Origin of the sequence: Pedobacter steynii, assembly GCF_001721645.1 — a bacterium.
Lineage (GTDB): Bacteria > Bacteroidota > Bacteroidia > Sphingobacteriales > Sphingobacteriaceae > Pedobacter > Pedobacter steynii_A.
In genome coordinates, this window is record NZ_CP017141.1 from 1,661,088 (window position 1) to 1,684,638 (window position 23,551).

Below are 23,551 nucleotides of genomic sequence, written 5' to 3' on the forward strand. Positions count from 1 at the left end.
CATGAAGATTTGTATTGCTACTGGAACAAGAGCTGAATACGGCCTATTAAAACCGCTGATTGATCAAATCATGCTGACGGCTAAATATGAACTTCAGTTATTGGTTACAGGGGCTCATTTATCGCCGGAATTTGGATTAACTTACAGACTGATTGAAGAAGATGGCCTAAAAATAAATGCCAAAGTTGAGATGTTACTTTCTTCTGATACTTCTGAGGGGATCGTTAAATCTATGGGACTTGGAATGATTGGTTTTGCTGATGCCTTAAAGAACTTACAGCCAGACCTGATATTTATTTTAGGTGATCGTTATGAAATGTTGGCATTGGCTTCGGCTGCTGTGATATTTAAAATTCCGATTGCACATTTACATGGAGGTGAAATTACCGAAGGTGCTTATGACGACGCTATTCGTCATTCAATTACAAAAATGAGCACATTGCATTTTACTTCTACAGAAGAATATAGACAAAGGGTTATTCAGATGGGAGAGCAACCTGAAATGGTCTTTAATGTCGGCGCAATAGGATTGGATAACATCATTAACTTGCCCTTACTTACAAAGGAAGCGTTAGCGGAAAGTTTAAATGTCAGTTTTAAAAAATACAATTACCTTGTCACCTTTCATCCTGAAACGCTTTCAGAGCAGTCTGTTGTACTTCAGTTTGAAATTCTGCTGGATGTCATTAACAAAGACAAAGATGGTTTTTTCATCTTTACACATGCTAATGCAGATACGGATGGTCGTGTAATTAATAAAATGATAGATGCATTTGTTGCGCAAAATCCGGGGAAAGCAGTAGCTTTTACTACCATGGGGCAGTTACGTTACTTATCAGCTATGAAATACGCTACAGGGGTTATTGGAAACAGTTCCAGTGGCATCATTGAATCTGCTTCATTTAAGGTTCCGACGGTCAATATCGGAGATAGGCAAAAAGGGCGTATTTACGGGGAGAATGTGATTAATGTCGGTGTTAATAAGGAAGAAATAGAACGGGCCTTTGTTAAAATAAAGGATGAACAATATTTACTTGGTTTGAGGGAAATCCGTAATCCATATGGAATTGGAAATACCTCAAAGGAAATCATGACCATACTTCAGAAAATAGACGGGTTCTTACCCAGGAATAAAACATTTTATAATATAGAAAATGAGCACGCTAGCTAATCATATCATCAACAAGGAAGAGCCTGTGCGTTCGGCACTGGCAAAATTAGATAAATTAGGCTCTGACGCTATTTTATTTGTTACAGATGAACATAGAAAACTGATCGGATCACTCACGGATGGAGATTTAAGAAGGGGTTTTATTAATAATTTGTCTTTCGATGATAGTATAACTAAATACATTCAGCAAAATCCGGTATCTATTACCCGGAATAATTATACTTTAATTCAGCTGGAAGAGTATAAGAGAAAAAATTTTAAGATTATTCCTATTCTTGATGAAGAGGGGATTATCATTGATATATTAAATTTTCGTATTCAGGAAACTATTATTCCTGCGGATGCAGTTTTAATGGCTGGAGGAGAAGGTAAAAGACTGAGACCATTAACAGAAACTACCCCGAAGCCCTTACTGAAGGTGGGAGAAAAGCCCATTATTGAACACAATATAGACCGCTTGCTTAAAGTTGGTGTTAAAAATATCAATATAAGTATCAACTACCTTGGGGATCAGATCGTAAACTATTTTGGAGACGGCGGGAATAGAAATGCCAATATTGAATATGTCAGAGAGGACATGCCATTGGGTACTATTGGCTCAATTTTACTGGTAGATAGTTTCATTCATGATGATATCATTGTGATGAACAGCGATCTGTTAACCAACATAGATTTCGGCGATTTTTTTAAAGCATTTAAGCAAAGTGGAGCTGATATGGCGGTTGCGGCGACTTCTTATCATGTAGATGTTCCTTACGCGGTATTGGAGGTAAATGACCTTAATCAGGTTTCGTCGTTAAAGGAAAAACCGAGATATACCTATTATTCAAATGCAGGAATTTATATTATTAAAAAGAGCCTTTTGAGTATGATCCCTGAAGGCAAATTTTATGATATTACCGATCTGATGGATGCGATAATCGGGTCTGATAAAAAATTGATAACGTATCCGATTACTGGCTACTGGCTGGATATTGGGAAACATGAGGATTTTAAAAAAGCTCAGGAAGATATTAAACATATTAAGCTATAAAATACAATGAGTATATTAATTACCATTTGTGCCCGGGGAGGATCCAAAGGCATTCCAGGAAAGAATATCAAAATGCTCAATGGTAAACCTTTGATTTTTTATTCTCTCCATACTGCCGATAAATTTGCTCAGGAAGTTACCGGGGTTGATATTGTTTTGTCAACCGATGATGAAGAAATAAAGAATACAGTAAGCACTTTAGGATTTAATGTTGATACTGAATACACGAGACCTGAGTTTTTGGCCTCTGATACTGCTGGTAAAATCGATGCTATTCAAGATGTTTTAAGCTATTTTGAACAAAAAAATAACAAAAAATACGAGTATGTTATCGATCTGGATGTAACTTCTCCTTTGAGAACCGTTAGCGATCTTCAGGAAGCATTTCTATTACTCAGGAATGATCCCAATGCTTATAATATTTTTTCTGTAAGTCCTGCAAACAGAAATCCATATTTTAATATGGTTGAGGAAAACGAAAATGGATACTATGCGACTTGTAAACAAGGTTCCTTCCTGACGAGGCAGTCTGCTCCGAAGGTATATGATATGAACGCTTCGTTTTACATTTATAGTGCATCTTTTTTTGAGAATCAACTAAAGAAGGCCATCACGGAAAAATCTTTGATTTACGAAGTGCCTCATTTATGTTTTGATCTGGATCATCCGATTGATTTTTTAATGATGTCGTTTCTTATGGAAAATAATAAATTAGATTTTCTATTATAATGAATGTATTAATTGTCGGCCTAGGATCAATTGCTCAGAAGCACATTAATGCTTTAAGGAAAATTTCCACGGCCATATCTTTCTTTGCATTAAGATCTTCCACTAAAGCCGTCAAGGTTGATGGAGTTTCAGATATTTACGATATTTCTGTCATTCCTTCATTATCCATTGATTTTGCTATTATATCTAATCCGACAGCCTTTCATAAACAAGCGGTTTCAGCGCTGATTCCTTTTAAAATTCCTCTTTTTATTGAAAAGCCGGTTTTTGATCGATTGGAAGTAGCTGAACTTTTACAGGAAATAAAGAAGAATAACATCATTACCTATGTTGCCTGCAACCTGCGTTTCCTTGGTTGCCTGGTATTTTTGAAGGAATTTTTGAAAGGTAAACGTATTAATGAGGTGAATAGTTATTGCGGCTCTTATTTGCCCGACTGGAGGCCTGAAAAGGACTTCCGGACGGTCTATAGTGCGAATAAGGAAATGGGGGGAGGAGTACATATAGATCTCATTCATGAGATCGATTACTTGTACTGGTTGTTTAATGCTCCTGTAGATGTGTTCGTGACAAAGAGCAACAGATCTTCATTGAATATCTCAGCAGTGGATTATGCCAATTACATACTTTCGTATCCACAATATCATGTAAGTGTTGTACTTAACTATTACCGTAGAGATCCAAAACGGAGTTTAGAAGTGCTATTGGAAAGCGGTACGGTTTATGTCGACCTGCTTCAGAATACGGTTACTTTCCAAAATGAAATCATTTATTCTTCTGATAAGAGTGTATTGGATACCTATGAGGATCAGCTCACTTTCTTTACTGAGGAGATTTTGAAGAATAACGCAAAATTTAACACAATTGACGAAGCTTTTGAAGTATTGAAATTATGTATAACGAACGACTAAAAGATAAAATAGTAATTGTTACTGGTGGAAGCGGCTTAATTGGTAAACCGATTGTGGCTCATATGAAGCAAAATGGGGCAGTAGTTATTAATGCTGAGATCAATGTCGAAACGGATTGGATAGAAGGGAATTATAACTGCGATGTGACTGACGAAACCAGCATTGCAAAGCTAATTGATGATGTGGTTGGGAAATTTGGAAGAATTGATGGCCTGGTTAATAATGCCTATCCCAGAACAAAAGATTGGGGTACTAAATTTGAAGATATTGAATTAAAATCCTGGCAGCAAAATGTAGACATGCAGATGAATGCTGTTTTCTTTATTTGTCAAAAAGTTCTCGCTCAGATGAAACTGCAACAATCAGGAGCCATTGTTAATATCTCTTCTATTTATGGAGTTGTTGGGAACGATTTTACAATTTATGAAGGATATGGAGGAACTTCTCCGGCTGCTTATTCTGCTATTAAAGGTGGAATAATAAATTTTTCCAGATACCTGTCCTCTTATTTTGGTAAAGATAATATTAGAATAAACTGCGTTTCTCCCGGTGGGATAAAAGATGCACAACATCCGTCTTTCATAGAAAGATATGAATATAAATCTCCATTAAAACGAATGGGAAGGCCTGAAGAGATTGCTCCTGCTGTTACCTTCCTGATATCTGATGAATCTTCATTTATCACGGGACATAATTTAATGGTCGATGGGGGCTGGACTGCAATTTAAGGTAAAATGGGACTATTTAAACAAATTAAATTTTGGAATAATGCGGACAGGATAGGTCCTGATATGTTATCTACATATTGGAAACTATTTTTTAAAAAGAGCATGCTGAAGTTGTGTAAACGCAAATTTCAATATTTTGCAGATACCGCAGAAGTTCGTCCGGGATCTTATATTGTAGGCTGTTCGAAGATTTCAATGGGGGATAGGGTTGTTATAAGACCAGGTTGTATGATTCATGGGGCATCCTCCAACCTGAACTTATCAATAGAAATTCAGAGTGGTGCAATGCTAGGCTCAGGCTGCCATATTTACGTTTCAAACCATACTTTTTCAAATCCGGATATTCCGATTATAGATCAGGGGCATGATGATTCTTTGCCTGTTATAATTAAAAAAGGTGCCTGGCTGGGGGCCAATGTAGTGGTATTACCCGGTGTTACAATCGGAGAAAATTCAGTAATAGCAGCGGGCGCTGTCGTTACCAAGTCTATCCCAGATAGAGTTGTAGCCGCAGGAGTACCGGCAAAAGTGATTAAAAAGATAGAGAACCTTCGTCAATTATAATGCTAAAAAAGGAAAGCTTAAAATTTAACCTCGCGATGAATATGATAAGAACAGGATCTAATCTCCTGTTTCCTATTGTCGTATTTCCTTATGTCGTTCGTGTTCTTGGCGTAGAAGGTATCAGTTTATATGATACTGCCAATTCGTTAATCGGCTATTTAACCATTATAGCATCTCTTGGAGTAGGAATTTATGGTGTCAGAGAAATCGGCAGGGTAAAAGAGGATAGTGTAAAGAGGTCAACAGCATTGAAAGAGTTGTTAACAATTAATACACTGGCTGCGATAGTTACTTATGTCTTTTTACTGTTTTTTCTCTATTTCTCGGATAACCAGCATCTGAATACAAAGGTTGTGCTGGTTTTGAGTTTGCTTATTTTTTTTACTTCGTTAAGCGCGGACTGGTATTTTGTCGGTGTTGAAAAGCAGGCATTTATTACGATTCGGGGAGTAATTATAAAAGTAGTTATCGTAATGATGGTATTTCTGTTTGTTAATGATAAATCAGATCTTCTCATCTATGCTACATTAATGATGCTTTTAATTGCGATAACCAGTTTGGTGAATATCTACTTTTTAGTTCCTGTATTTAAGGTAAAAGCTGTTGATTTCAATTTAAAGAAGCATATAGGACCAATGGTTAGTTCTTTATTGATCAATTCCTGCGTAAGCTATTTCGGGTTACTTGACGTGGTAATCCTAAGTGAAATGGGGGCCGGAGATGAAATTGCTTATTATACCTTACCTCTTCGGGTTTTTAAAATTGTAAGTGTGGTTATCACCTCAACTTCAATGGTATTTCTACCTAGAGTGGCCGGACTATTGTCTTCTGATAAGACTGCGTTTGATAAGATAAACAGGGAATCAATAAGTTTTATTCTATTTACGAGTCTTGGTTTTGCATTGTTCTTGTTTACATTCTCGGGTAAAATAATACAACTATTCGGAGGGACACAATTTGCTGACAGTGCGCTGTCTTTGAAGGTTTTAGCTTTTACATTGATTGGAGCTTGTTTTACGAATTTAATGACCTTTCAGGTATTTTATTCTCAACAGAAGTCTAAGGCGATTAACCTGTTCTATTTGAGTTGTATTGTCCTTAATATTTTGATAATTGTTTTGGGATATAAACATTTCGGTTATATCATTATAGCTTATTCTTATTTAGCCTCAATTTTCATTTTAGCTCTTTTGCAAGGGTTATATAATCGTTTTTATACTAAGAATATGCTTTTTGAAGTAGAGCAGCTCAAGTATATATTGGCATTTGCTCTCTCTATCTTATTGAGTTTGTTGATTAAGAATGTGTATCTCTCTACCGTTATATCGGCAATTACTTATTTGCTCATCTTAAAATTGACTAAAGAAAAGCTCGTGTTTGGTCTATTGGACAGTAAGCTGCTTAAAAGAAATAAAAAATGAAAAATCTAGATATATTATATGGTTCCAGTCTGAAGCTGGTTCATGGGGTAAATAAGGTAACTGAATCGTTGCTGGTGGGAAAGCGCATTTTTGAGACTTCAGGAATTAAACTGAGAAAGATTTACGCCAGTGATGCAATAATCAATTGTTCTCGGGAAGATAAATTACCAATTGGACAATTTGGCAATGCTAGTGTAAATAGTCTCAGCCGTAAAATAAGGGTGTTTTTGAAAACCAGGCTATTGGTTGGAATACCTTTTCTGGTTTACCTGAGGTATTTAATCACCGTAATGGCACCTGCAAAGAAAGTGGTCGCAGGGTATTTATCGAATCAGGAAGAACCTGCAGATCTGATCCTATTTCAGGATTTTAATACGGCCTATCATTATCTCCGGAAGAGGGAAAATCTACAAATTAAAACGGCAATAATTTCTCATAGTACTGAGGATTTATTTCATCAGCTGGCCTTATCATACCCTGAATTTTCCGGGACTGTATTTGAATCAAAAATCAGAGAAAAGCAGTCTTACGTACTGGAGAATATTGATAAAATAATTTTTGTATCCAAACAGCCGGTAGAAGAGTTCCGGCTAAAGTACGGAGATAAAGTTGATTTTGTATACAACGGACTGGAGGATATATCTTACCGGGGGCATCAGAGTAAGAACCACGGTACCGGTAATGTTAGTTTTATCTGTGTTGGATCAATTTCTGAGCGAAAAGGACAGGACATTCTTATTGAAGCGATGAAGCTGGTGACTCCAGAACTGAGAGCGAAGGCAAAAGTTTATTTTGTTGGAGAAGGTGATCTGAAAAATGAACTGAAAAGAAGGGTAAATGAATATGGCCTTGACCAGAATTTTGAATTTTTGGGACTTAGGAGTGACGTTAAAGATTTGCTAACAGAAGTAGATTGTTACGTCCTTCCAAGTAGAAACGAAGGATTGCCTATTGCAATTATTGAAGCTTTAAGGGAAGGCCTTTATATTATTGCGTCTGACGTTGGTGGAATTCCGGAAATGTTGAACGAAGCGTATTCCAAGCTGGTTAAACCGGAAGCAAATGAACTTAAAAATGCTTTGGAGGATGTTTTAAAAGGGGAAGTAAATTTCGAGGCAAATTCACTTAAGGCAAGACAAGCTTTCTTAGAGATTTTTTCATTGAATATTATGATTGATAAGTATGCATCGATCTTAAATAAATTATAATGAATATGATCGAAAAGAGCCTGGTAACTTCGTATAAAAAAGGAATTGACAATCAGGAGTATATTTATAGCATAGTAGACGTAAAGAGAAATCTCGTTTTTGAGATTAAAAGAAACTGTTTGGTGTTTTTTTTCTTTTTATTCAGTCGCAGAAATAAAAGCCTTGATCGGAATAAATTTAAAATTATAAATGGAGCTCATCAGAATCGAATTTTATCCGAAGCTGAAGGAACTCCTGTTCTGATTGGTTCTAGTCTTGTAAATATCTCTAAAACCACATTGTCAGGCAGTCTATTCTCTTTTTTTAGTTTACGTGAAATATCAGGATTATTCTTTTCATCATTGAGTTTGTATATAAAGGCAAACCGACGGGGCTTTCCTGCTGATGCGCTTGAGTTTACGGCTATTCAGAAAATGTTCAGGAAATTTTCGCCCGTATCTATTGAAATTTCGGGCCATTTCGATAGATATTCCACATGGATTGGATACCTCGCCGAAGCATACAACAGCAACCTGACTATTTCGCAACATGGATGTGTTGCCAGTGAGGCCCTTCCGTATAAAATACCCTGTACCTCTCTGAAAGCTTTTAACGAGGATGAAGCCAGGTGCTTCGAACAATATATCATAGAAAAAAGAAATGGATTTTTGCTGACAATCAAGGGGTTGTATTCGGCGGTTAAGTTTGTGAAATTTGATAACCAATCGAATCAGAAGCTAATTGCTATTCCAACTGGCGTAGACCACTTAAAGGAGGGAATGGTAGAGGTGATAAAAGGAATAAGAAAATCAGATGCTAATGCGATTATCTTTCTTTATATTCATCCGACTGGTGATCTTAATAATTTCGCTGCATTGAAGCAATATGACGTTGTTTTTTGTCGAAAAGAAAGGTATGAGAATATTGATATATTAATCACCTATTTTTCTTCCCTTGTTTACGATTATCAGTCTATTGGTTTTAAAGGCAGAATCATCTGTTTTCAAGATGATCAGACAATAAACAGGATTCCGGCGATGTTTAGTAATGAGAATGTACATCTTTGTACTTCTGTTAACAAAATTCTAGAATATGTTAGCTAAGGCGTATTTTAACATAAGGAATACCGGGTTTGTAGTAGCAAGCATGTTTGTCTTCATATTATTAATTGAATATGTTTCTCTTATTTTTTTTGATGACTTAGGTGATGGTTTTCTTAAATTGTTAGAAGGGCAATTATTAGTCATTTACCTTTTTGCTATTTTTTTTGCAATTCGCCTCGTTGGATTGTGGCATTTATTTACCATGTTTTTATTGACGTTTGGCCTCTTTCTGTTAAGCAGGCCAATATTGGATGTTTTGGGCTATCAGTATTCCTATATTGTTGAGTCACTCGTACAGGTAGACGTTCCAATGTTGATACGAATTGAAATTGTAATGGTGCTCAGCTGCTCAATTCTAATTTTTCAAATTTGCTTTTTGTATTTTGTCAGGTTTGAAGACGTTAATTTTAGCCTCCCAAGCTTGAAGACAGACCAGAACTTAATCAGTCTTGGTAAATTTCTGATGATTTCTTCTTCTCCCCTGGTTCTATTCCGGTCTTATCAGCAAATTATGCTCATAAAAACCTTAGGATACGGGGCTTTATTTTCCGGTGAAGTACAACAAGCCGATATGAATCCAATTGTCAGGTTATCGATCACTTTCTTTAGTATAGGCTATTATTTTATCATAGGAGGTAAGCCCTCTAAAAAGAAATTTATTGGCTATTCGTTCTTTTACCTGGGACTATCGATGCTTAATCTGATTATTGGTTCAAGGATGGGGATTGTATTGAATGTGCTGTTTATTCTGTGGTATCTGCATGCTGTATACGGCCAGAAATTTAAATTCAAGAAAATCTTTCTCTATTTTACTGTTGCCATCATTTGTCTTCAGGTCGTTGCACTTAAGAGAATTAGCAGTGAAGTTGATATGGGGATAGGTGAAATGATCTTTTCATTCTTTTCTTTCCAGGGGATCAGTATGATTACGCTCGCAATTTATATTCAATATGGGAGCACATTTGTGGCACATACGGTTCCATATGTTTTGGACCCGCTATATTATGGTATCAATGTCATATTTAATCCCTGGTTATTACGAGCTGGTCAGAGTGTTGAAACGATTGCTGTAAGAAGTGATTTTGGACACCATTTAACCTACTCCATGAATGAGAATTATTACTTAAGCGGATTTTCGTTAGGAACCTCATTTATTTCAGAACTCTATGAGTTCGGGATTTTTGGTGTGCTTTTTGGATGTGTTCTGTTAACTTGGTTAATCACCTACTTTTCCAGAAAAGTTAAGGTGAGTAAGTATTTGCTGATATTCTCTATGCTAATTGTATCACATGTACTTTCAACGCCGAGAGGTAACTTTTTTTATAATACTTACATCCTCTTTAGGCTTATCCTAATGATGATCATAATATATTATATATATATTTTATTTAAAAAGATAAAAAATCAGCTCTCAACCAATGGACAGAAGGTCCTGGATTAAAATCGGGAATGATTATTTATAAAAAATTAGAGTGTTTTTTTAACAAATATGATGAATAATGATTAAGCTTTGTTCTTTTTCAATCTTACTGCTCTCCTTAATAAGTGGCGGTAATCTCATTTCAGAAATGAAATCCCCTGCTTCTTTAAATTCAACGTTTTCTTCATCAGCAAGCGGGAAAAGATTAACTAATCAAAAGATAGTTAATGTAAAAGATGCCGGAGCGAAGGGAAATAGTGCAGATGATGACCTGTTGATTATACAAAAAGTTTTAGATCTCATAGAGCAATCGGGTGGGGGTGAAATCATCATTCCTAAATCCGTTGGGAATTATATGATATCTAATACCCTGTATGTAGGCTCTAACACTACAATTACCTTTACTGGAAACAGTTATTTTAAACTTTCCCGCTATACGACTGTTGGCACCATGTTTCGCAATAAACCGGGTGCAACAGGTATTGTTTTTAATAATCCGTTATTAGATGGAAATCACATTTTTGCGGGTGGTTCAGGACAAAATGGAATTAGTTTTGGAAATGGCGGAACATGTGTAGTAAAAGGAGGTCATATAAGGAATTTTGAAAGGGGTGATATCGGGCCGAAAGACGGAGGAAAAGGACTTCAGGTAGAATCTTCGAGTGTGGTTAGTTTTTCTGCCGATGGAACGGTTATCGAGAATTGTCACAAAGCCATTTCTGTTCACCGTGATTTATCTAAACGCGGTAAAATAACAGCAAGTTTCAATAATATTTATGCTAAAAGATGTGACCAGTTCGCCATCGTCACACAGACCAATGGATTAGATACATCCGGCCTGCAGTTAAAGGTTACGGTTTCGAATTTTACTGCTGAAAATTGTGGAAATGTGGACGGCGTCTTCATCATGTCAAGAGCTAATAACGTGAAGTTTCTCAATGGAAAGGTGACGGGACAAAATAAAGTGAATTCTGTAATCAGGGGGAGGTATACTTCCTGTTCCTTCAGCAATATAAAAATTCAGCAGGCCTGTGTTTCAGTGATTGATTTAAATCCAAGCTGGTATGGACCAGATACCTTTCTGGCCCAGAAAAACAATTACGACCTAGATATTACAGGTGCTTACGATTACTTATTGAAATCGGATAAAGTCACTTCAAATCCTAACAGATCGCTTGTTCGGTCAAATATAAAAGCCTTAGTGAAATCAAATGCATCTAAAGGCCTGGTATTTGGAGAAGCCCGGTCTAATAATACCACCCTGAGTATCAGTACCAGCAGAGGGAAAAAATTTGAGGGATCGACCTTTAAAATGACTACTATTGGAAACAAAGTGGACCTCTAACCTTAATCGGATTATTAACTTAACCAAGAATTTAACACCATAAGAAATGCTACAAAATAAAACACTTTTAATAACGGGAGGGACAGGCTCTTTTGGAAACGCTGTTCTAAACCGTTTTCTTCATACCGACCATTTTTCAGAAATCCGGATCTTTTCAAGAGATGAAAAGAAACAGGATGACATGCGTAATTCATTAAAAAACGATAAGGTAAAGTATTACATCGGTGATGTTAGAGATCTGAGTAGCATTAATAAAGCAATGCAGGGTGTGGATTATGTATTTCATGCAGCAGCATTAAAGCAAGTCCCTTCCTGCGAATTTTTTCCTTTGGAAGCTACCCGTACCAACGTATTTGGAACTCAGAACGTAATTGACGCTGCGGTAGCAAATAAGGTCACTAAAGTGATCTGTTTAAGCACAGACAAAGCGGCTTACCCTATTAATGCAATGGGGATCTCAAAAGCTTTAATGGAAAAGGTAGCAATTGCCGCTTCCAGAAATTTGAAGGATACTACTGTTTGTCTAACCAGATATGGTAATGTAATGGCATCAAGAGGATCGGTTATTCCCTTATTTTTAAAACAGATACAATCAGGCGGTGCTTTAACGATTACAGATCCTAATATGACCCGTTTTTTAATGTCATTGGAAGATGCTGTTGATTTGGTATTATTCGCTTTTGAACATGGAAATCCAGGTGATTTGTTCGTAAATAAGGCCCCTGCAGGCACAATTGGAGATCTAGCTCAGGCCTTAAAAGAGTTGTGTAAAGCTGATAATGAAATTAAAATTATTGGCACGCGCCATGGTGAAAAATTATATGAAACGCTGTGTACCCGTGAGGAGATGTTAAAGGCGGAAGATATGGGCGAATTTTATCGTGTTCCGGCGGATAACCGGGATTTAAATTATGCGCAGTATTTTTCTGAAGGAGAAACAGACATCTCTAAAATTGAAGATTATCACTCTCATAACACAGAACAACTTGGTGTAGAAGGGATGAAAAAATTAGTCTCAAACCTCCCGCTTATCAAAAAAGAAGTATTTGGAGACCTTACTGCAGTTCAATACCCAGGATAAGAATCAGTTTATGAATGAAAAACCAGGTCTTATTGTAGGGGGAAATCATGTTGATCACCGCGGTGCCCTTTCTTTTGCGAATGATTTCCATATGGATGAAGTCAAAAGATTCTATACAATAGGTCATCCGGATACAGCAACTGTGCGGGCATGGCAGGGACATAAAAAAGAAAAAAAATGGTTTTATGTCGTATCGGGAAGCTTCCATATTCTGGTCGTAAAACCTGATGATTGGAAAACGCCTTCCCTGGACCTTGATCCGGATAAATTTTTGCTGAATGAGCAGAGCAGCGAGGTCCTGTATGTACCGGCAGGATATGCTACCGGATTAAAAGCGGCTGAAATAAATTCTAAAATCATCGTATTTTCGGACTTTACTGTAGAACAATCTTCTAATGATAACTATCGCTTTGACCCGGAGCTGTGGTGCGATTGGAATAAAATATAAATTATGATAAGAATAGGTATAACTGGTCAGGATGGATTTGTTGGTCAACATTTGTATAATACTGTTGGCCTTTTTCCTGAGGAATTTGAGCGCATCGATTTTAAGCGTGGCTTTTTCGAAGATCAGGAGGCATTAAATGATTTTGTAGCCAAGTGTGATGTAATCGTCCATCTGGCAGCCATGAACAGGCACCCTGATCCGCAGGTGATCTACGATGTGAACGTTGGTCTGGTGAAAAAACTGGTGGAGGCCCTGGAGTCGACAAACAGTGAAGCTCATGTTTTATTTTCATCTTCCTCTCAGGAGGAGCGTGATAACCTATATGGCAAAAGTAAAAAGGAAGGCCGGGAACTTCTTGCCGGCTGGGCAGAAAAATCAAAAGGCAGGTTTACCGGATTGGTTATCCCGAATGTGTTTGGCCCCTTTGGCGTCCCTTTTTATAATTCTTTTATTTCCACTTTTTGTCATCAGCTCACTCATAATGAGCAGCCTTCAATAGAAGTAGACGGAGAAGTGAAGCTGATTTACGTTGGTGATCTTGTGCAGGTGATCCTGTCTGAGATCAAATCATTTTCAGGCCAGTCGCTACTTACGGTAGCACATACAGATGTCATGAAGGTATCGGAGATCTTAACCCTCCTGGAAAGTTATAAGGTTAACTATCTGGATGCTGGTATCATCCCGGAATTGAACAATAAATTTGAACTCAATTTATTCAATACTTTCAGGTGCTTTATGAACCATGAAAAGCATTATCCGGTTAAATTTATTAAACACACGGACCCAAGAGGGGCTTTTGTCGAAGTTATCCGGTTAAATATTGGCGGGCAGGTATCTTTCTCGACCACAGTTCCCGGAATTACGAGAGGAAACCATTACCATACCCGAAAGATTGAGCGTTTTGCGGTAATCAAAGGCAAAGCTTTAATACAATTGCGTAGAATTGGAAGCGATGAAGTGCTGAATTTTTACTTGGATGGAGAAGAGCCTTCCTATGTTGATATGCCGATTTGGTATACGCATAATATAAAGAATATTGGTGAAGAGGAATTATATACGAACTTTTGGATCAATGAATTTTTCGACCCAAAAGATCCTGACACCTATTTTGAAAATGTATAATTTAATTAAATATTGCTAATCAGTAATACAAACAGATGAAATCAAAACTAAAAGTAATGACCGTGGTGGGGACCAGGCCGGAAATTATAAGATTAGCCAGGGTAATGGCGGCTCTGGATGCTTCCGAAGCTATTGAACATATTATTGTCCATACCGGTCAGAACTATGATTACGAACTGAATCAGATTTTTTTCGATGATTTGGCAATCCGGAAACCGGACCATTTCCTAAATGCTGCCGGAGCAACGGCAATTGAAACTGTCGGACAGATTCTAATTAAGATAGAACCTTTACTCATTAGTGAAAATCCTGATGCCTTTTTGGTTCTGGGTGATACCAATAGCTGCCTGTGTGCAATCCCTGCTAAGAAACGTCATATTCCAATATTCCATATGGAAGCAGGAAACCGTTGTTTTGATCAGCGTGTTCCAGAAGAGACCAACAGAAAAATTGTTGATCATGTATCTGATGTAAACCTGACTTATAGTGACATCGCCCGTGAATACCTATTGAGAGAAGGATTACCAGCAGACAGGATTATCAAGACCGGATCACCGATGTTTGAAGTCTTGAATCATTACCTTCCTCAGATAGAGAGTTCGGATATATTAACCCGTCTGAACCTGGAGGAACATAAATATTTTGTGGTTTCCTCTCATAGAGAAGAAAATATCAGCAGCGAGAAAAATTTCCTAGGTTTGATGAATAGCTTAAATCTGATTGCCGAAAAATATGGATATCCGATTATTGTAAGCACGCATCCGAGAACCAGAAATATGATTGATGCTAAGAAAATCACCATGAGGCCGGAAATACAATTCCTTAAACCGATGGGATTTAATGACTATAATGCATTGCAGATGAAATCGTACGCGGTATTGTCTGATAGCGGAACCATCTCTGAGGAATCCTCAACATTGAATTTCCCGGCATTAAACCTTAGAGATGCACATGAACGTCCGGAAGCGATGGAAGAAGCCTCTGTGATGATGGTGGGAATGAATCCTGAGCGAATTATGCAAGGGTTGGTACAGCTACAGTATCAAAAGAGAGGAGCCGAGAGAAACTTCAGAAAGGTTGCGGATTATTCAATGCCTAATGTTTCAGATAAAGTAGTCAGGATAATTATAAGTTATGTAGATTATATCAAGAGGGTTGTCTGGAGCGAGAATGGTAAATAAGGGGAAACTTTGGGTCGTATCTGAGTTGTTTTTTCCGGAAGAGACGTCTACTGCTTATATCATGACTAAAATAGCGGAGACACTTACCCGTGAAAAAAAGGTACATGTGATATGCGGAGACTCTTCCTATCAGAATTCCAATCTGAAAACGGAGGCCAGAGCAGATCATGATCAATTTGAGGTCACCAGAGTGAAATCCCTGTCCTTAAACAAGGACCGGTTATTACAACGGATTCTGCGCTTAATTTTGTTGAGTATACAGTTGTCCTATAAACTGCTGACTAAGTCTGCAAAAGGGGATGAGGTCCTGATCGTTACCAATCCGGCCCCACTGGTCTTGCTGATCGTCCTGGTTTGTAAAATTAAGCGAATGAAATGTTATGCCGTTGTTCATGATGTTTTTCCGGAAAACCTGGTCGCAGCGAAATTAATTAAGCCTGACGGACTGGTGTATTCCTGTTTGAAATCTTTATTTGACGGAGCGTATAGTAAAATGTACAGCCTCTTTGTGATAGGTAGGGATATGAAAATTGTTTTTGAGCATAAACTGGAGCGATTTAAAACTAAACCTACCATCAATATTGTCGAGAACTGGGCAGAAACAGTGGCCATCCATCCCGATAAGGAGGAAGGGGACCTGTTTTTAAAAGAACATGGGATAAAAGATAAGATTGTCTTTCAATTTGCCGGTAATATGGGAAGGGTGCAGGGCTTACTGGAACTTTGTGAGGTAGCAGCCCAGGTTAAAAATCCCCTGGTCCATTTTATGTTTATTGGAGACGGGGCAGTAAAAGAGGATATGAAAGAATTTGTCAGTAAAAAGGGGATGGATAATGTGAGTTTTATCAATCCCATGCCCAGAAACATGCAAAACAAATTCTTAAATGCAGCTAATGTGGGAATTGTCTCACTTCAAAGTGGGATGACTGGTTTGGGGGTACCTTCCAAATCTTACAATATTCTTTCTGCCGGAAACCCGATATTGTTTATAGGAAGTAATGATAGTGAGATTGCGCAAATGATTAATGAAAACAACGTTGGCTGGTGCTTCAATATTCAGGATATGGATAAACTGGTTTCTTTTCTTAACGGATTGTCTGTAAAAGATATTGACGATATTAGCAACAAGGGCACGCGGGCGAGAGATTTAGCAGTCAATAGATATTCGGAAGAAATTATAATGGACAAATACTTAAAACTTGTTGTAAATGGGAACTAAAGTATTGGTAACCGGGGCAAGCGGGTTTCTTGGCCGAATTATTACAGATGTCTTAACTCAGGAAGGCCAAAGTATTGTAGGATTGGATATCCTGGGACAGGAGCTGAATATTGACATTACTAAAAGTTTCTCGTTAAATCCGGATCTGGACCTTGATATCGTTGTTCATGCGGCAGGGAAGGCACATTCAGTACCACGTAATGAGGCTCAAAAAAAGGAGTTTTATGACGTGAATTTTGAAGGGACAAAAAATTTATGTCTGGCACTGGAGCGTCTGGCAGTTATGCCAAAGTCATTCCTGTTTATCAGTACAGTTGCTGTTTACGGACTGGATTCCGGAGAGATGATTCCTGAAGATCATCCGCTGAATGGTAAAACCCCATATGCAAAATCAAAAATTCTTGCTGAACAATGGTTAAAAGACTGGGCAGAAAGAAATCATGTTGTTTTAGGAGTGCTTCGATTGCCATTAATTGCCGGACCTAATCCTCCGGGGAACTTAGGTGCAATGATCAGGGGCATTCGTACCGGGCGTTATTTAAGTATCGGAAAGGCCGATGCCCGCAAAAGCGTAGTATGGCAATACGATATTCCTCATGTTATGCCTGCTTTGGCAAATATAGGTGGAACTTATAACCTGACTGACGGTTACAACCCTAGTTTTGCAGAACTCGAAGCCGCAATGGCTACCACATTAAAAAGGAAACTACCGATGAAAATCCCTCTTTTTATAGCTAAAATACTGGGATTGGCTGGTGATCTTTTAGGTGACTTTTCTCCAATTAATACAGATAAAATAAATAAAATAACTTCAACATTAACATTTGACGATGTAAAAGCCAGGACTTCTTTAGGATGGAAGCCATCTTCTGTGCTGGAAAGATTGACTAAGACCTTATGATATATTTGATTCTAACCATTGTTTACTTTGCAGTCATGTTATTGTACTTCCGCATTGCGGACCGCTACAATATAATTGACCGTCCAAATGAAAGAAGCTCTCATACTGAAGTCACGATTCGGGGAGGAGGGATCATCTTTCTTTTTGCGGCATTAACGGTTCTGATGCTTCATCCTGAATTCTGGATGCCTGTGCTTGGATTGTTCATTATTGGAACGATTAGTTTTATTGATGACCGGATTACCCTTTCCGGTAAAGTCCGGATTATATTTCACCTTGCGGCAGTGACCTTAATGTTTCTTTTTCTAGGCACTTTTCCGGCTTTCCCCTGGTGGATCTCGATAGCCCTATACATTTTGGTTATCGGAATTATTAACGCCTATAATTTTATGGATGGCATCAATGGCATTACCGGACTTTATAGCCTGGTAGTGCTTGGCGGACTTCAGTATGTAAATTATCACATTACGGAATTCATTGAGCCAGATATGATCTGGTTTCCCATATTGGCCTGCATTGTTTTTCTGTTTTTTAACTTCAGGAAAAGAGCCAGGTGTTTTGCCGGGGATGTTGGAAGCGTTACCATTGCCTTTTGGATCATTTTTCTGCTGTTAAAGCTGATGACTGTTTCAGGAAATTATGCCTATATCCTGTTTTTAGGAGTATATGGGGTAGATGCAGTCCTGACTATTATTCACAGGTTAGGGTTAAAGCAGAATATTTTTGACGCGCATCGTCTTCATTTCTATCAAATTCTGGCCAATGAACAGAAATGGTCCCATTTACTGGTCTCTACGCTCTATGCATTGGTGCAATTAGGCATTATTGTTGCTGTTGTATTTTTGCCTCTCAGTTTTGTTTCGGTGTTTTTCATCACCATATGTCCCTTAGTAGCGATATATGTGCTGATTAAACCCCGTATAATGACTCAAAAATAATATAGATGATAAAAAACTACAAGATATATAGGGTGGAAATTCTTAATGATCATGACATGTTTTCTGAAAAATATGTAGCTCATTCCGGAATTAGAGTGAAAAAATTACATGGATTTATTATACCAACAAGCCGGTATTAATTTTTGGTTTAATTATTGTTAATTTTGACATTACTAAAAACAAGCTATGTTTGCTAGATTAGAAATAGTTTCCCGATGGATTATATTTACAATTGACATTTGTCTTTGCATAGTCGCATTAATCCTGGCCAAGGTATTAAAGAATAATTTTATTATAGTTAATATTGATACACTGGCACTTTATAAATCTATCGTCGTTTCTGTAATTGTAAACGCTTTGGTATTTTATAACGTCAAGACCTTCGCAGGGATTGTTCGTTACACCAGTGCCCAGGATTCTTTCAGAATCTTATTCTCCGTAGTGCTCAGCTCACTCATTTTATTTTTCATCAATGCGTTGTTTATCGTTACCGGTTCGGGTGCCTTTATCAGTAACGTCGCTATCATTATCTATTCCCTGTTTAGTTTTCTTTTCCTGATTACCTATAGAATTGTAGTGAAGTACTTTTTTATGTACTTAAAGAATTCAAAACTGGACAAACTGAGGGTAATTATCTATGGTGCGGGAGAAGCCGGGGTGGCTACAAAAAGAACTTTTGACCATGATGCGAAAGTAAATAAGACCATCATCGCTTTTGTTGATGATGACCTGCGTAAAGTAGGAAAAACCATTGATGGGGTTAAAATTCTGGACGCCGCTCAGCTGGAAAGCTTAATCATACAGCATGAAGTGGAGGAGATCATCTTTGCTTCCTATACCATTCCTTCAGATCGTAAAAATCAGGTTGTGGATGTATGTCTGGAAAATGATGTAAAGATTCTGAACATCCCTTCTCCTGAAGTTTGGGCACGCGGACAGGTCACTACTGCGCAGATTCAAAATCTTAATATTGAAGATCTCTTAAATCGAAAAGCGATTCAAATTGATATCAAAGGTATTCAGGAACAATTAAAAGACAAAAGAATCCTGATTACCGGAGCGGCCGGATCAATTGGTAGTGAAATCGTCAGACAGCTTTTAAAATTTGAAACCGGACTGATCATTTTATGTGACCATAGTGAAACTGCTTTACATCACATTTATCTGGAATTGGAAGAGACCCATGCCAATACTAACTTTCATGCCTTCGTAGGGGATGTAAAAGATGAAAAGAGGATGGAGTTTTTGTTTGAAACCTATAAGCCTCATTACGTGTACCATGCTGCGGCATATAAACATGTGCCATTAATGGAAGATAATCCGGCAGAAGCTATCAAAACCAACGTTCTGGGTACCAAGACAATTGCTGATAAATCAGTAAAACACGGGGTACAGAAATTTGTAATGATTTCAACGGATAAAGCAGTTAATCCGACAAATGTGATGGGTGCTTCTAAACGTATTGCTGAAATCTACGTACAGTCGCTAAATAACTCCCTGCATAATGATGTTCATATCTTTAGCAACGGCTTGAGTTATATCAATGACCTCCATGTAAAACCCATTACTAAATTCATTACCACGAGATTTGGAAATGTGTTAGGTTCTAACGGATCTGTAATCCCAAGGTTTAAACAGCAGATCGAAAAAGGGGGCCCGGTTACGGTTACGCATCCTGAGATTACCCGTTATTTTATGACCATTCCAGAGGCCTGCCGATTGGTGCTTGAAGCTGGTTGTATGGGTAAAGGTGGCGAGATTTTTATTTTCGATATGGGTAAATCAGTGAAGATTGTAGAACTGGCTAAAAAGATGATCCGACTGGCTGGGCTGATTCCAAATCAAGACATCAAAATCGCTTATTCAGGTTTACGCCCGGGCGAGAAGCTGTTTGAGGAATTATTAAATGATAATGAAAATACGATGCCTACCCATCATGAAAAAATTATGATCGGCAAGGTAAGAGAATATGATTTCGGTGATGTGCAAAATCAATTGGTAGAGCTGTTTAAATATGCTTTAACTGATAATGTGACTAAAGTAGTACAGAAGATGAAAGCCATCGTACCGGAGTTTAAAAGCAAAAATTCTATCTTCGAAGAGTTAGATGTGCCGTCTCAGGAAGTACCTGATGCACATAAATAGATGAAATCCCTCATGAATTTTAAAATGAAACACTACTTCTGGATAGGAGTCCTGGTTTTTGGATGCTTTAATGCAACTGCTCAAACACCGAATGTTAATATCCCATATTCATATCAATTTTATCAGAAATTGAATAAGTCGGTTTACGATATTAATAACCGGTCTCACTCGTCTATTAAAGGTTTTTATTCTGACGACTCCTTATTGGTACACAGGTTTGAAGGTCTCATGCAAATGGGAACTGATTCTTTAAATAAAAGGTCCTGGGTAAGAAGGAAAATTACAGAAGAACATTTATTTAATTTCAAAGGTGAAGATTACGAAGTATATGCTGACTTTCTTCCGGACTTTCAGATTGGTCGTGAATTTGAGGATAGCAAAACAACCTGGCTGAATACCAGAGGTTTCCAGGTTGGAGGAAAGGTTGGAAAGCAATTTTCATTCTATATGAATGGATTTGAAAATCAGGGTGTTTTTGCAAATTATGTAAATGACTATATCAACACCAATCAGGTAGTTCCAAGCCAGATGACCGGAAAACTGGGTAAAAATACGAAGGACTGGTCTTATGTTACCGCCCTACTTTCCTATACGCCTAACAAGCACTTAAATATAGCTTTAGGATACGATAAGAACTTTATTGGAGATGGATACCGTTCCATGTTACTTTCGGATGTTGCAGCCAATTATTCTTTCCTAAGGGTGAGGGCTAGTTTAGGTAATGTTCAGTATCAAACCATATTTGGTTATATGCTGGATCCGGGAGCACCTAAATTGACCAACGACAGGCGTCTTGGTGATCGTGGAAAATGGGCGGCAATGCACTACCTGGATTGGAATGTTACCAACAGATTGTCACTAGGTTTTTTCCAGGCAGTAACCTGGGCTGATGCAGAAGTGGAAGGAAAGAGGGGCTTCGATTTTAATTATGTTCATCCTTTTATATTCCTCCGTTCAGTAGAGGGTGCAAATACCAGTTCGCCAGACAAGATGCGTTTAGGATTGAATGCTAAATATGAGCTGCTTGATAAAATGACCCTATATGGTCAGTTTATGATCGATGAATTTACAGCAAAAGAGTTTTTTGGAAATAAGGGATACTGGGCAAATAAATGGGCCCTTCAAATTGGACTGAGAGGTTCAGATTTGTTTAAGGTTGAAGGTCTGAACTACCTGGCCGAATTCAATACGGCAAGGCCTTATACTTATGCTCATTTTGACCGGGTATCTAATTATGCCGCAATGAACCAACCGCTGGCTCACCCTCTGGGTGCAAACTTCAGAGAAGTATTGGGACTCATGAATTATACTTATAAAAGATTTGATTTTCAGGGTCAATTAATGTACGCCAGATACGGACTGGATCCGGAAGGCCAGAATTATGGAAAGAATATTTTCCTCCCTTATGAGACGAGGGTGTCCAATTATGGAAACAACATCGGGCAGGGAATCAAGACCAACCTTTACTTTGCTGAAGGACGTGTTTCTTACCTGCTGAATCCAAAATATAACCTTCGCCTGGAGTTAGGTGGGGTTTACCGGAGAGAAAGCAATATAACGACTAAAAATACGGGATTAATAACTTTTGGTTTGAGGAGTACGTTTAGGAACCTTTATCAGGATTTTTAATTCCAATTAGCACATGATACGGTGTATAAAAAAAGCCAACGTTTATAGCGCTGGCTTTTTTTATTCGTAAAATAAAGAGCCTTCTATCGGGATCGAACCAATGACCTACTGATTACAAGTCAGTTGCTCTACCAGCTGAGCTAAGAAGGCTTTTATGATTTCTGGTGAGGCCACAAAAGTAGAAAAATATTGTTTTTCGGCAAATAATTTTTTGAAATAATTCAGGCCTTCATAAAGGTCGTATACGCTCCGCTTGATTTCTCTCTTTTATACTGTTATGAGTAACACGGACTGTGATCTCGTCTTCAGTAAACATTGTTTATATCAGGAAAATGGTTGGTTAGGGAATAAGGTAGCTGACTACCACAGGGAGATGATCAGAAGCATAGATGTTTTCCAATACCTGATGTGATAAGACTTTCAGGGGGCTTTGTTTCTTTAGAAAGATAAAATCTATCTCTTTCGTTGGATTGACTTCCGGTATTGTCGGGGCACAATTTTCTGTACAGCTTCTGGTGAAATGCTGCTCTAATACCGCCATTGCCGGATTATCAGCGGTCAGGTTGAAATCACCTGCAAGTATTACCGTTCCTTTTCTCGCACCTAATACCTTATTGATTGCTGCAACCTGAAGCATACGGTGTTCGTTTTTTAAATCCAGGTGCGTACAGGCGAAGTCGACGCTTTGCCCATTTGCCAGTGTAACGTTGATTACTGCCAGGCTACGGGCTTCAGCAGCCAGTCCTTCCTGGGCAGGAAGAGGGAAGCGTTCGGCATGGTTGATTTTAAACCTGGACAATATGGCTACGCCGTACTCTCCGCCATCAAAGTCTATCCCTTTAGAAAAATAGGAATGCATTCCGGTGAGCGAGGCAAGTTTTTTAACCTGGTCTACCTGTTCTCCTCTTTTCGTCAGGACATCCAGTTCCTGTAAGGCGACAAGGTCTGGTGTCTGATTGTTAATTACCTCAGCGATTCCTTGCAGGTCGATCACACCAGGCTTTGCAGGAGGGTTCCCGTGGTGAATATTGTAAGTCATCACTTTTAGAGTTTTCGGAGCGGCTTGTCCAATTGCAGTCATGGCAGAGATACAGATCATAAATAAAGTGCCTGAAAATTGAAAATATTGTTTCATACGGTGTGGATTGAGTTCTCTAAAATTAACCCCTTTATTTTAAATTTCAATGGTATTCAAGGGCTGATTTCAAACGTTTGCGCAGTCAATTGACCGGTGGTTGTGGCAGTTCTCTGTTATATTAGACGCTTTATACCTCA

21 protein-coding genes and 1 tRNA gene are annotated in these 23,551 nt (G+C 38.1%); 20 read left to right on the forward strand and 2 right to left on the reverse strand.

What is annotated here, in order from left to right:
• Window position 1: 1 nt before the first annotated feature.
• The 20 genes from neuC (at window position 2) to BFS30_RS06950 (ending at window position 22,276) form a co-directional block, all read left to right on the forward strand.
• Window positions 2–1,171, forward strand: coding sequence for a UDP-N-acetylglucosamine 2-epimerase (neuC, locus tag BFS30_RS06855; RefSeq protein ID WP_069378605.1), 1,170 nt, complete (start codon window positions 2–4; stop codon window positions 1,169–1,171).
• Entirely contained in the window at window positions 1,155–2,204 is a 1,050-nt protein-coding gene (locus BFS30_RS06860) for a nucleotidyltransferase family protein (RefSeq protein WP_069378606.1), read from the forward strand. The genes neuC and BFS30_RS06860 overlap by 17 nt, the downstream gene beginning before the upstream one ends.
• Window positions 2,205–2,210: 6 nt before the next feature.
• Window positions 2,211–2,933 carry a cytidylyltransferase domain-containing protein gene (locus BFS30_RS06865; protein WP_069378607.1) on the forward strand — a complete coding sequence of 241 codons (723 nt, stop codon included), beginning with the start codon at window positions 2,211–2,213 and terminating at the stop codon, window positions 2,931–2,933.
• Window positions 2,933–3,844 (forward strand): Gfo/Idh/MocA family protein, encoded by a 912-nt coding sequence (locus BFS30_RS06870; RefSeq protein WP_069378608.1) that lies wholly within the window; start codon window positions 2,933–2,935, stop codon window positions 3,842–3,844. The genes BFS30_RS06865 and BFS30_RS06870 overlap by 1 nt, the downstream gene beginning before the upstream one ends.
• On the forward strand, window positions 3,826–4,572 hold the full coding sequence (locus tag BFS30_RS06875; protein ID WP_069378609.1) for an SDR family oxidoreductase: 747 nt from the start codon (window positions 3,826–3,828) through the stop codon (window positions 4,570–4,572). Before BFS30_RS06870 ends, BFS30_RS06875 begins: the two co-directional genes overlap by 19 nt.
• 6 nt (window positions 4,573–4,578) lie before the next feature.
• On the forward strand, window positions 4,579–5,136 hold the full coding sequence (locus BFS30_RS28155) for an acyltransferase (protein WP_069378610.1): 558 nt from the start codon (window positions 4,579–4,581) through the stop codon (window positions 5,134–5,136).
• Between the two features lie 35 nt (window positions 5,137–5,171).
• Complete coding sequence (locus BFS30_RS06885) at window positions 5,172–6,557, forward strand: oligosaccharide flippase family protein (protein WP_167353134.1); 1,386 nt, start codon at window positions 5,172–5,174, stop codon at window positions 6,555–6,557.
• Window positions 6,554–7,765 carry a glycosyltransferase family 4 protein gene (locus tag BFS30_RS06890; RefSeq protein ID WP_069378612.1) on the forward strand — a complete coding sequence of 404 codons (1,212 nt, stop codon included), beginning with the start codon at window positions 6,554–6,556 and terminating at the stop codon, window positions 7,763–7,765. The genes BFS30_RS06885 and BFS30_RS06890 overlap by 4 nt, the downstream gene beginning before the upstream one ends.
• Entirely contained in the window at window positions 7,765–8,847 is a 1,083-nt protein-coding gene (locus BFS30_RS06895) for a hypothetical protein (protein WP_069378613.1), read from the forward strand. Before BFS30_RS06890 ends, BFS30_RS06895 begins: the two co-directional genes overlap by 1 nt.
• A gap of 43 nt (window positions 8,848–8,890) precedes the next feature.
• On the forward strand, window positions 8,891–10,288 hold the full coding sequence (gene wzy / locus BFS30_RS06900; protein WP_237028759.1) for an O-antigen polysaccharide polymerase Wzy: 1,398 nt from the start codon (window positions 8,891–8,893) through the stop codon (window positions 10,286–10,288).
• Window positions 10,289–10,346: 58 nt separating this feature from the next.
• Window positions 10,347–11,612: a hypothetical protein gene (locus BFS30_RS06905; RefSeq protein WP_069378615.1), complete on the forward strand. Its 1,266-nt coding sequence runs from the start codon at window positions 10,347–10,349 to the stop codon at window positions 11,610–11,612.
• 46 nt (window positions 11,613–11,658) lie between these two features.
• Window positions 11,659–12,693 carry a polysaccharide biosynthesis protein gene (locus tag BFS30_RS06910; RefSeq protein ID WP_069378616.1) on the forward strand — a complete coding sequence of 345 codons (1,035 nt, stop codon included), beginning with the start codon at window positions 11,659–11,661 and terminating at the stop codon, window positions 12,691–12,693.
• Window positions 12,659–13,141: a WxcM-like domain-containing protein gene (locus BFS30_RS06915; protein WP_208603038.1), complete on the forward strand. Its 483-nt coding sequence runs from the start codon at window positions 12,659–12,661 to the stop codon at window positions 13,139–13,141. The genes BFS30_RS06910 and BFS30_RS06915 overlap by 35 nt, the downstream gene beginning before the upstream one ends.
• Window positions 13,142–13,144: 3 nt before the next feature.
• Window positions 13,145–14,263 carry an NAD-dependent epimerase/dehydratase family protein gene (locus BFS30_RS06920; RefSeq protein WP_069378617.1) on the forward strand — a complete coding sequence of 373 codons (1,119 nt, stop codon included), beginning with the start codon at window positions 13,145–13,147 and terminating at the stop codon, window positions 14,261–14,263.
• Window positions 14,264–14,298: 35 nt separating this feature from the next.
• Window positions 14,299–15,444: a non-hydrolyzing UDP-N-acetylglucosamine 2-epimerase gene (gene wecB, locus BFS30_RS06925; protein ID WP_069378618.1), complete on the forward strand. Its 1,146-nt coding sequence runs from the start codon at window positions 14,299–14,301 to the stop codon at window positions 15,442–15,444.
• The gene (locus BFS30_RS06930) at window positions 15,419–16,663 is read left to right on the forward strand and encodes a glycosyltransferase family 4 protein (RefSeq protein WP_157262885.1); all 1,245 of its coding nucleotides are present in this window, start codon (window positions 15,419–15,421) and stop codon (window positions 16,661–16,663) included. Before wecB ends, BFS30_RS06930 begins: the two co-directional genes overlap by 26 nt.
• On the forward strand, window positions 16,653–17,564 hold the full coding sequence (locus BFS30_RS06935) for an NAD-dependent epimerase/dehydratase family protein (protein ID WP_069378620.1): 912 nt from the start codon (window positions 16,653–16,655) through the stop codon (window positions 17,562–17,564). Before BFS30_RS06930 ends, BFS30_RS06935 begins: the two co-directional genes overlap by 11 nt.
• Entirely contained in the window at window positions 17,561–18,502 is a 942-nt protein-coding gene (locus BFS30_RS06940) for an MraY family glycosyltransferase (protein ID WP_069378621.1), read from the forward strand. The genes BFS30_RS06935 and BFS30_RS06940 overlap by 4 nt, the downstream gene beginning before the upstream one ends.
• 186 nt (window positions 18,503–18,688) lie before the next feature.
• Window positions 18,689–20,647, forward strand: a complete 1,959-nt coding sequence (locus BFS30_RS06945) for a polysaccharide biosynthesis protein (RefSeq protein ID WP_069378622.1) — start codon at window positions 18,689–18,691, stop codon at window positions 20,645–20,647.
• Window positions 20,648–20,671: 24 nt separating this feature from the next.
• Window positions 20,672–22,276, forward strand: coding sequence for a gliding motility protein RemB (locus BFS30_RS06950; protein ID WP_157263084.1), 1,605 nt, complete (start codon window positions 20,672–20,674; stop codon window positions 22,274–22,276).
• 77 nt (window positions 22,277–22,353) lie between these two features.
• Here BFS30_RS06950 and BFS30_RS06955 read toward each other — a convergent pair.
• Window positions 22,354–22,426, reverse strand: a tRNA-Thr gene (locus BFS30_RS06955).
• A 190-nt stretch (window positions 22,427–22,616) separates the two neighbouring features.
• Complete coding sequence (locus BFS30_RS06960) at window positions 22,617–23,411, reverse strand: endonuclease/exonuclease/phosphatase family protein (RefSeq protein WP_069378624.1); 795 nt, start codon at window positions 23,409–23,411, stop codon at window positions 22,617–22,619.
• Window positions 23,412–23,551: the final 140 nt, after the last annotated feature.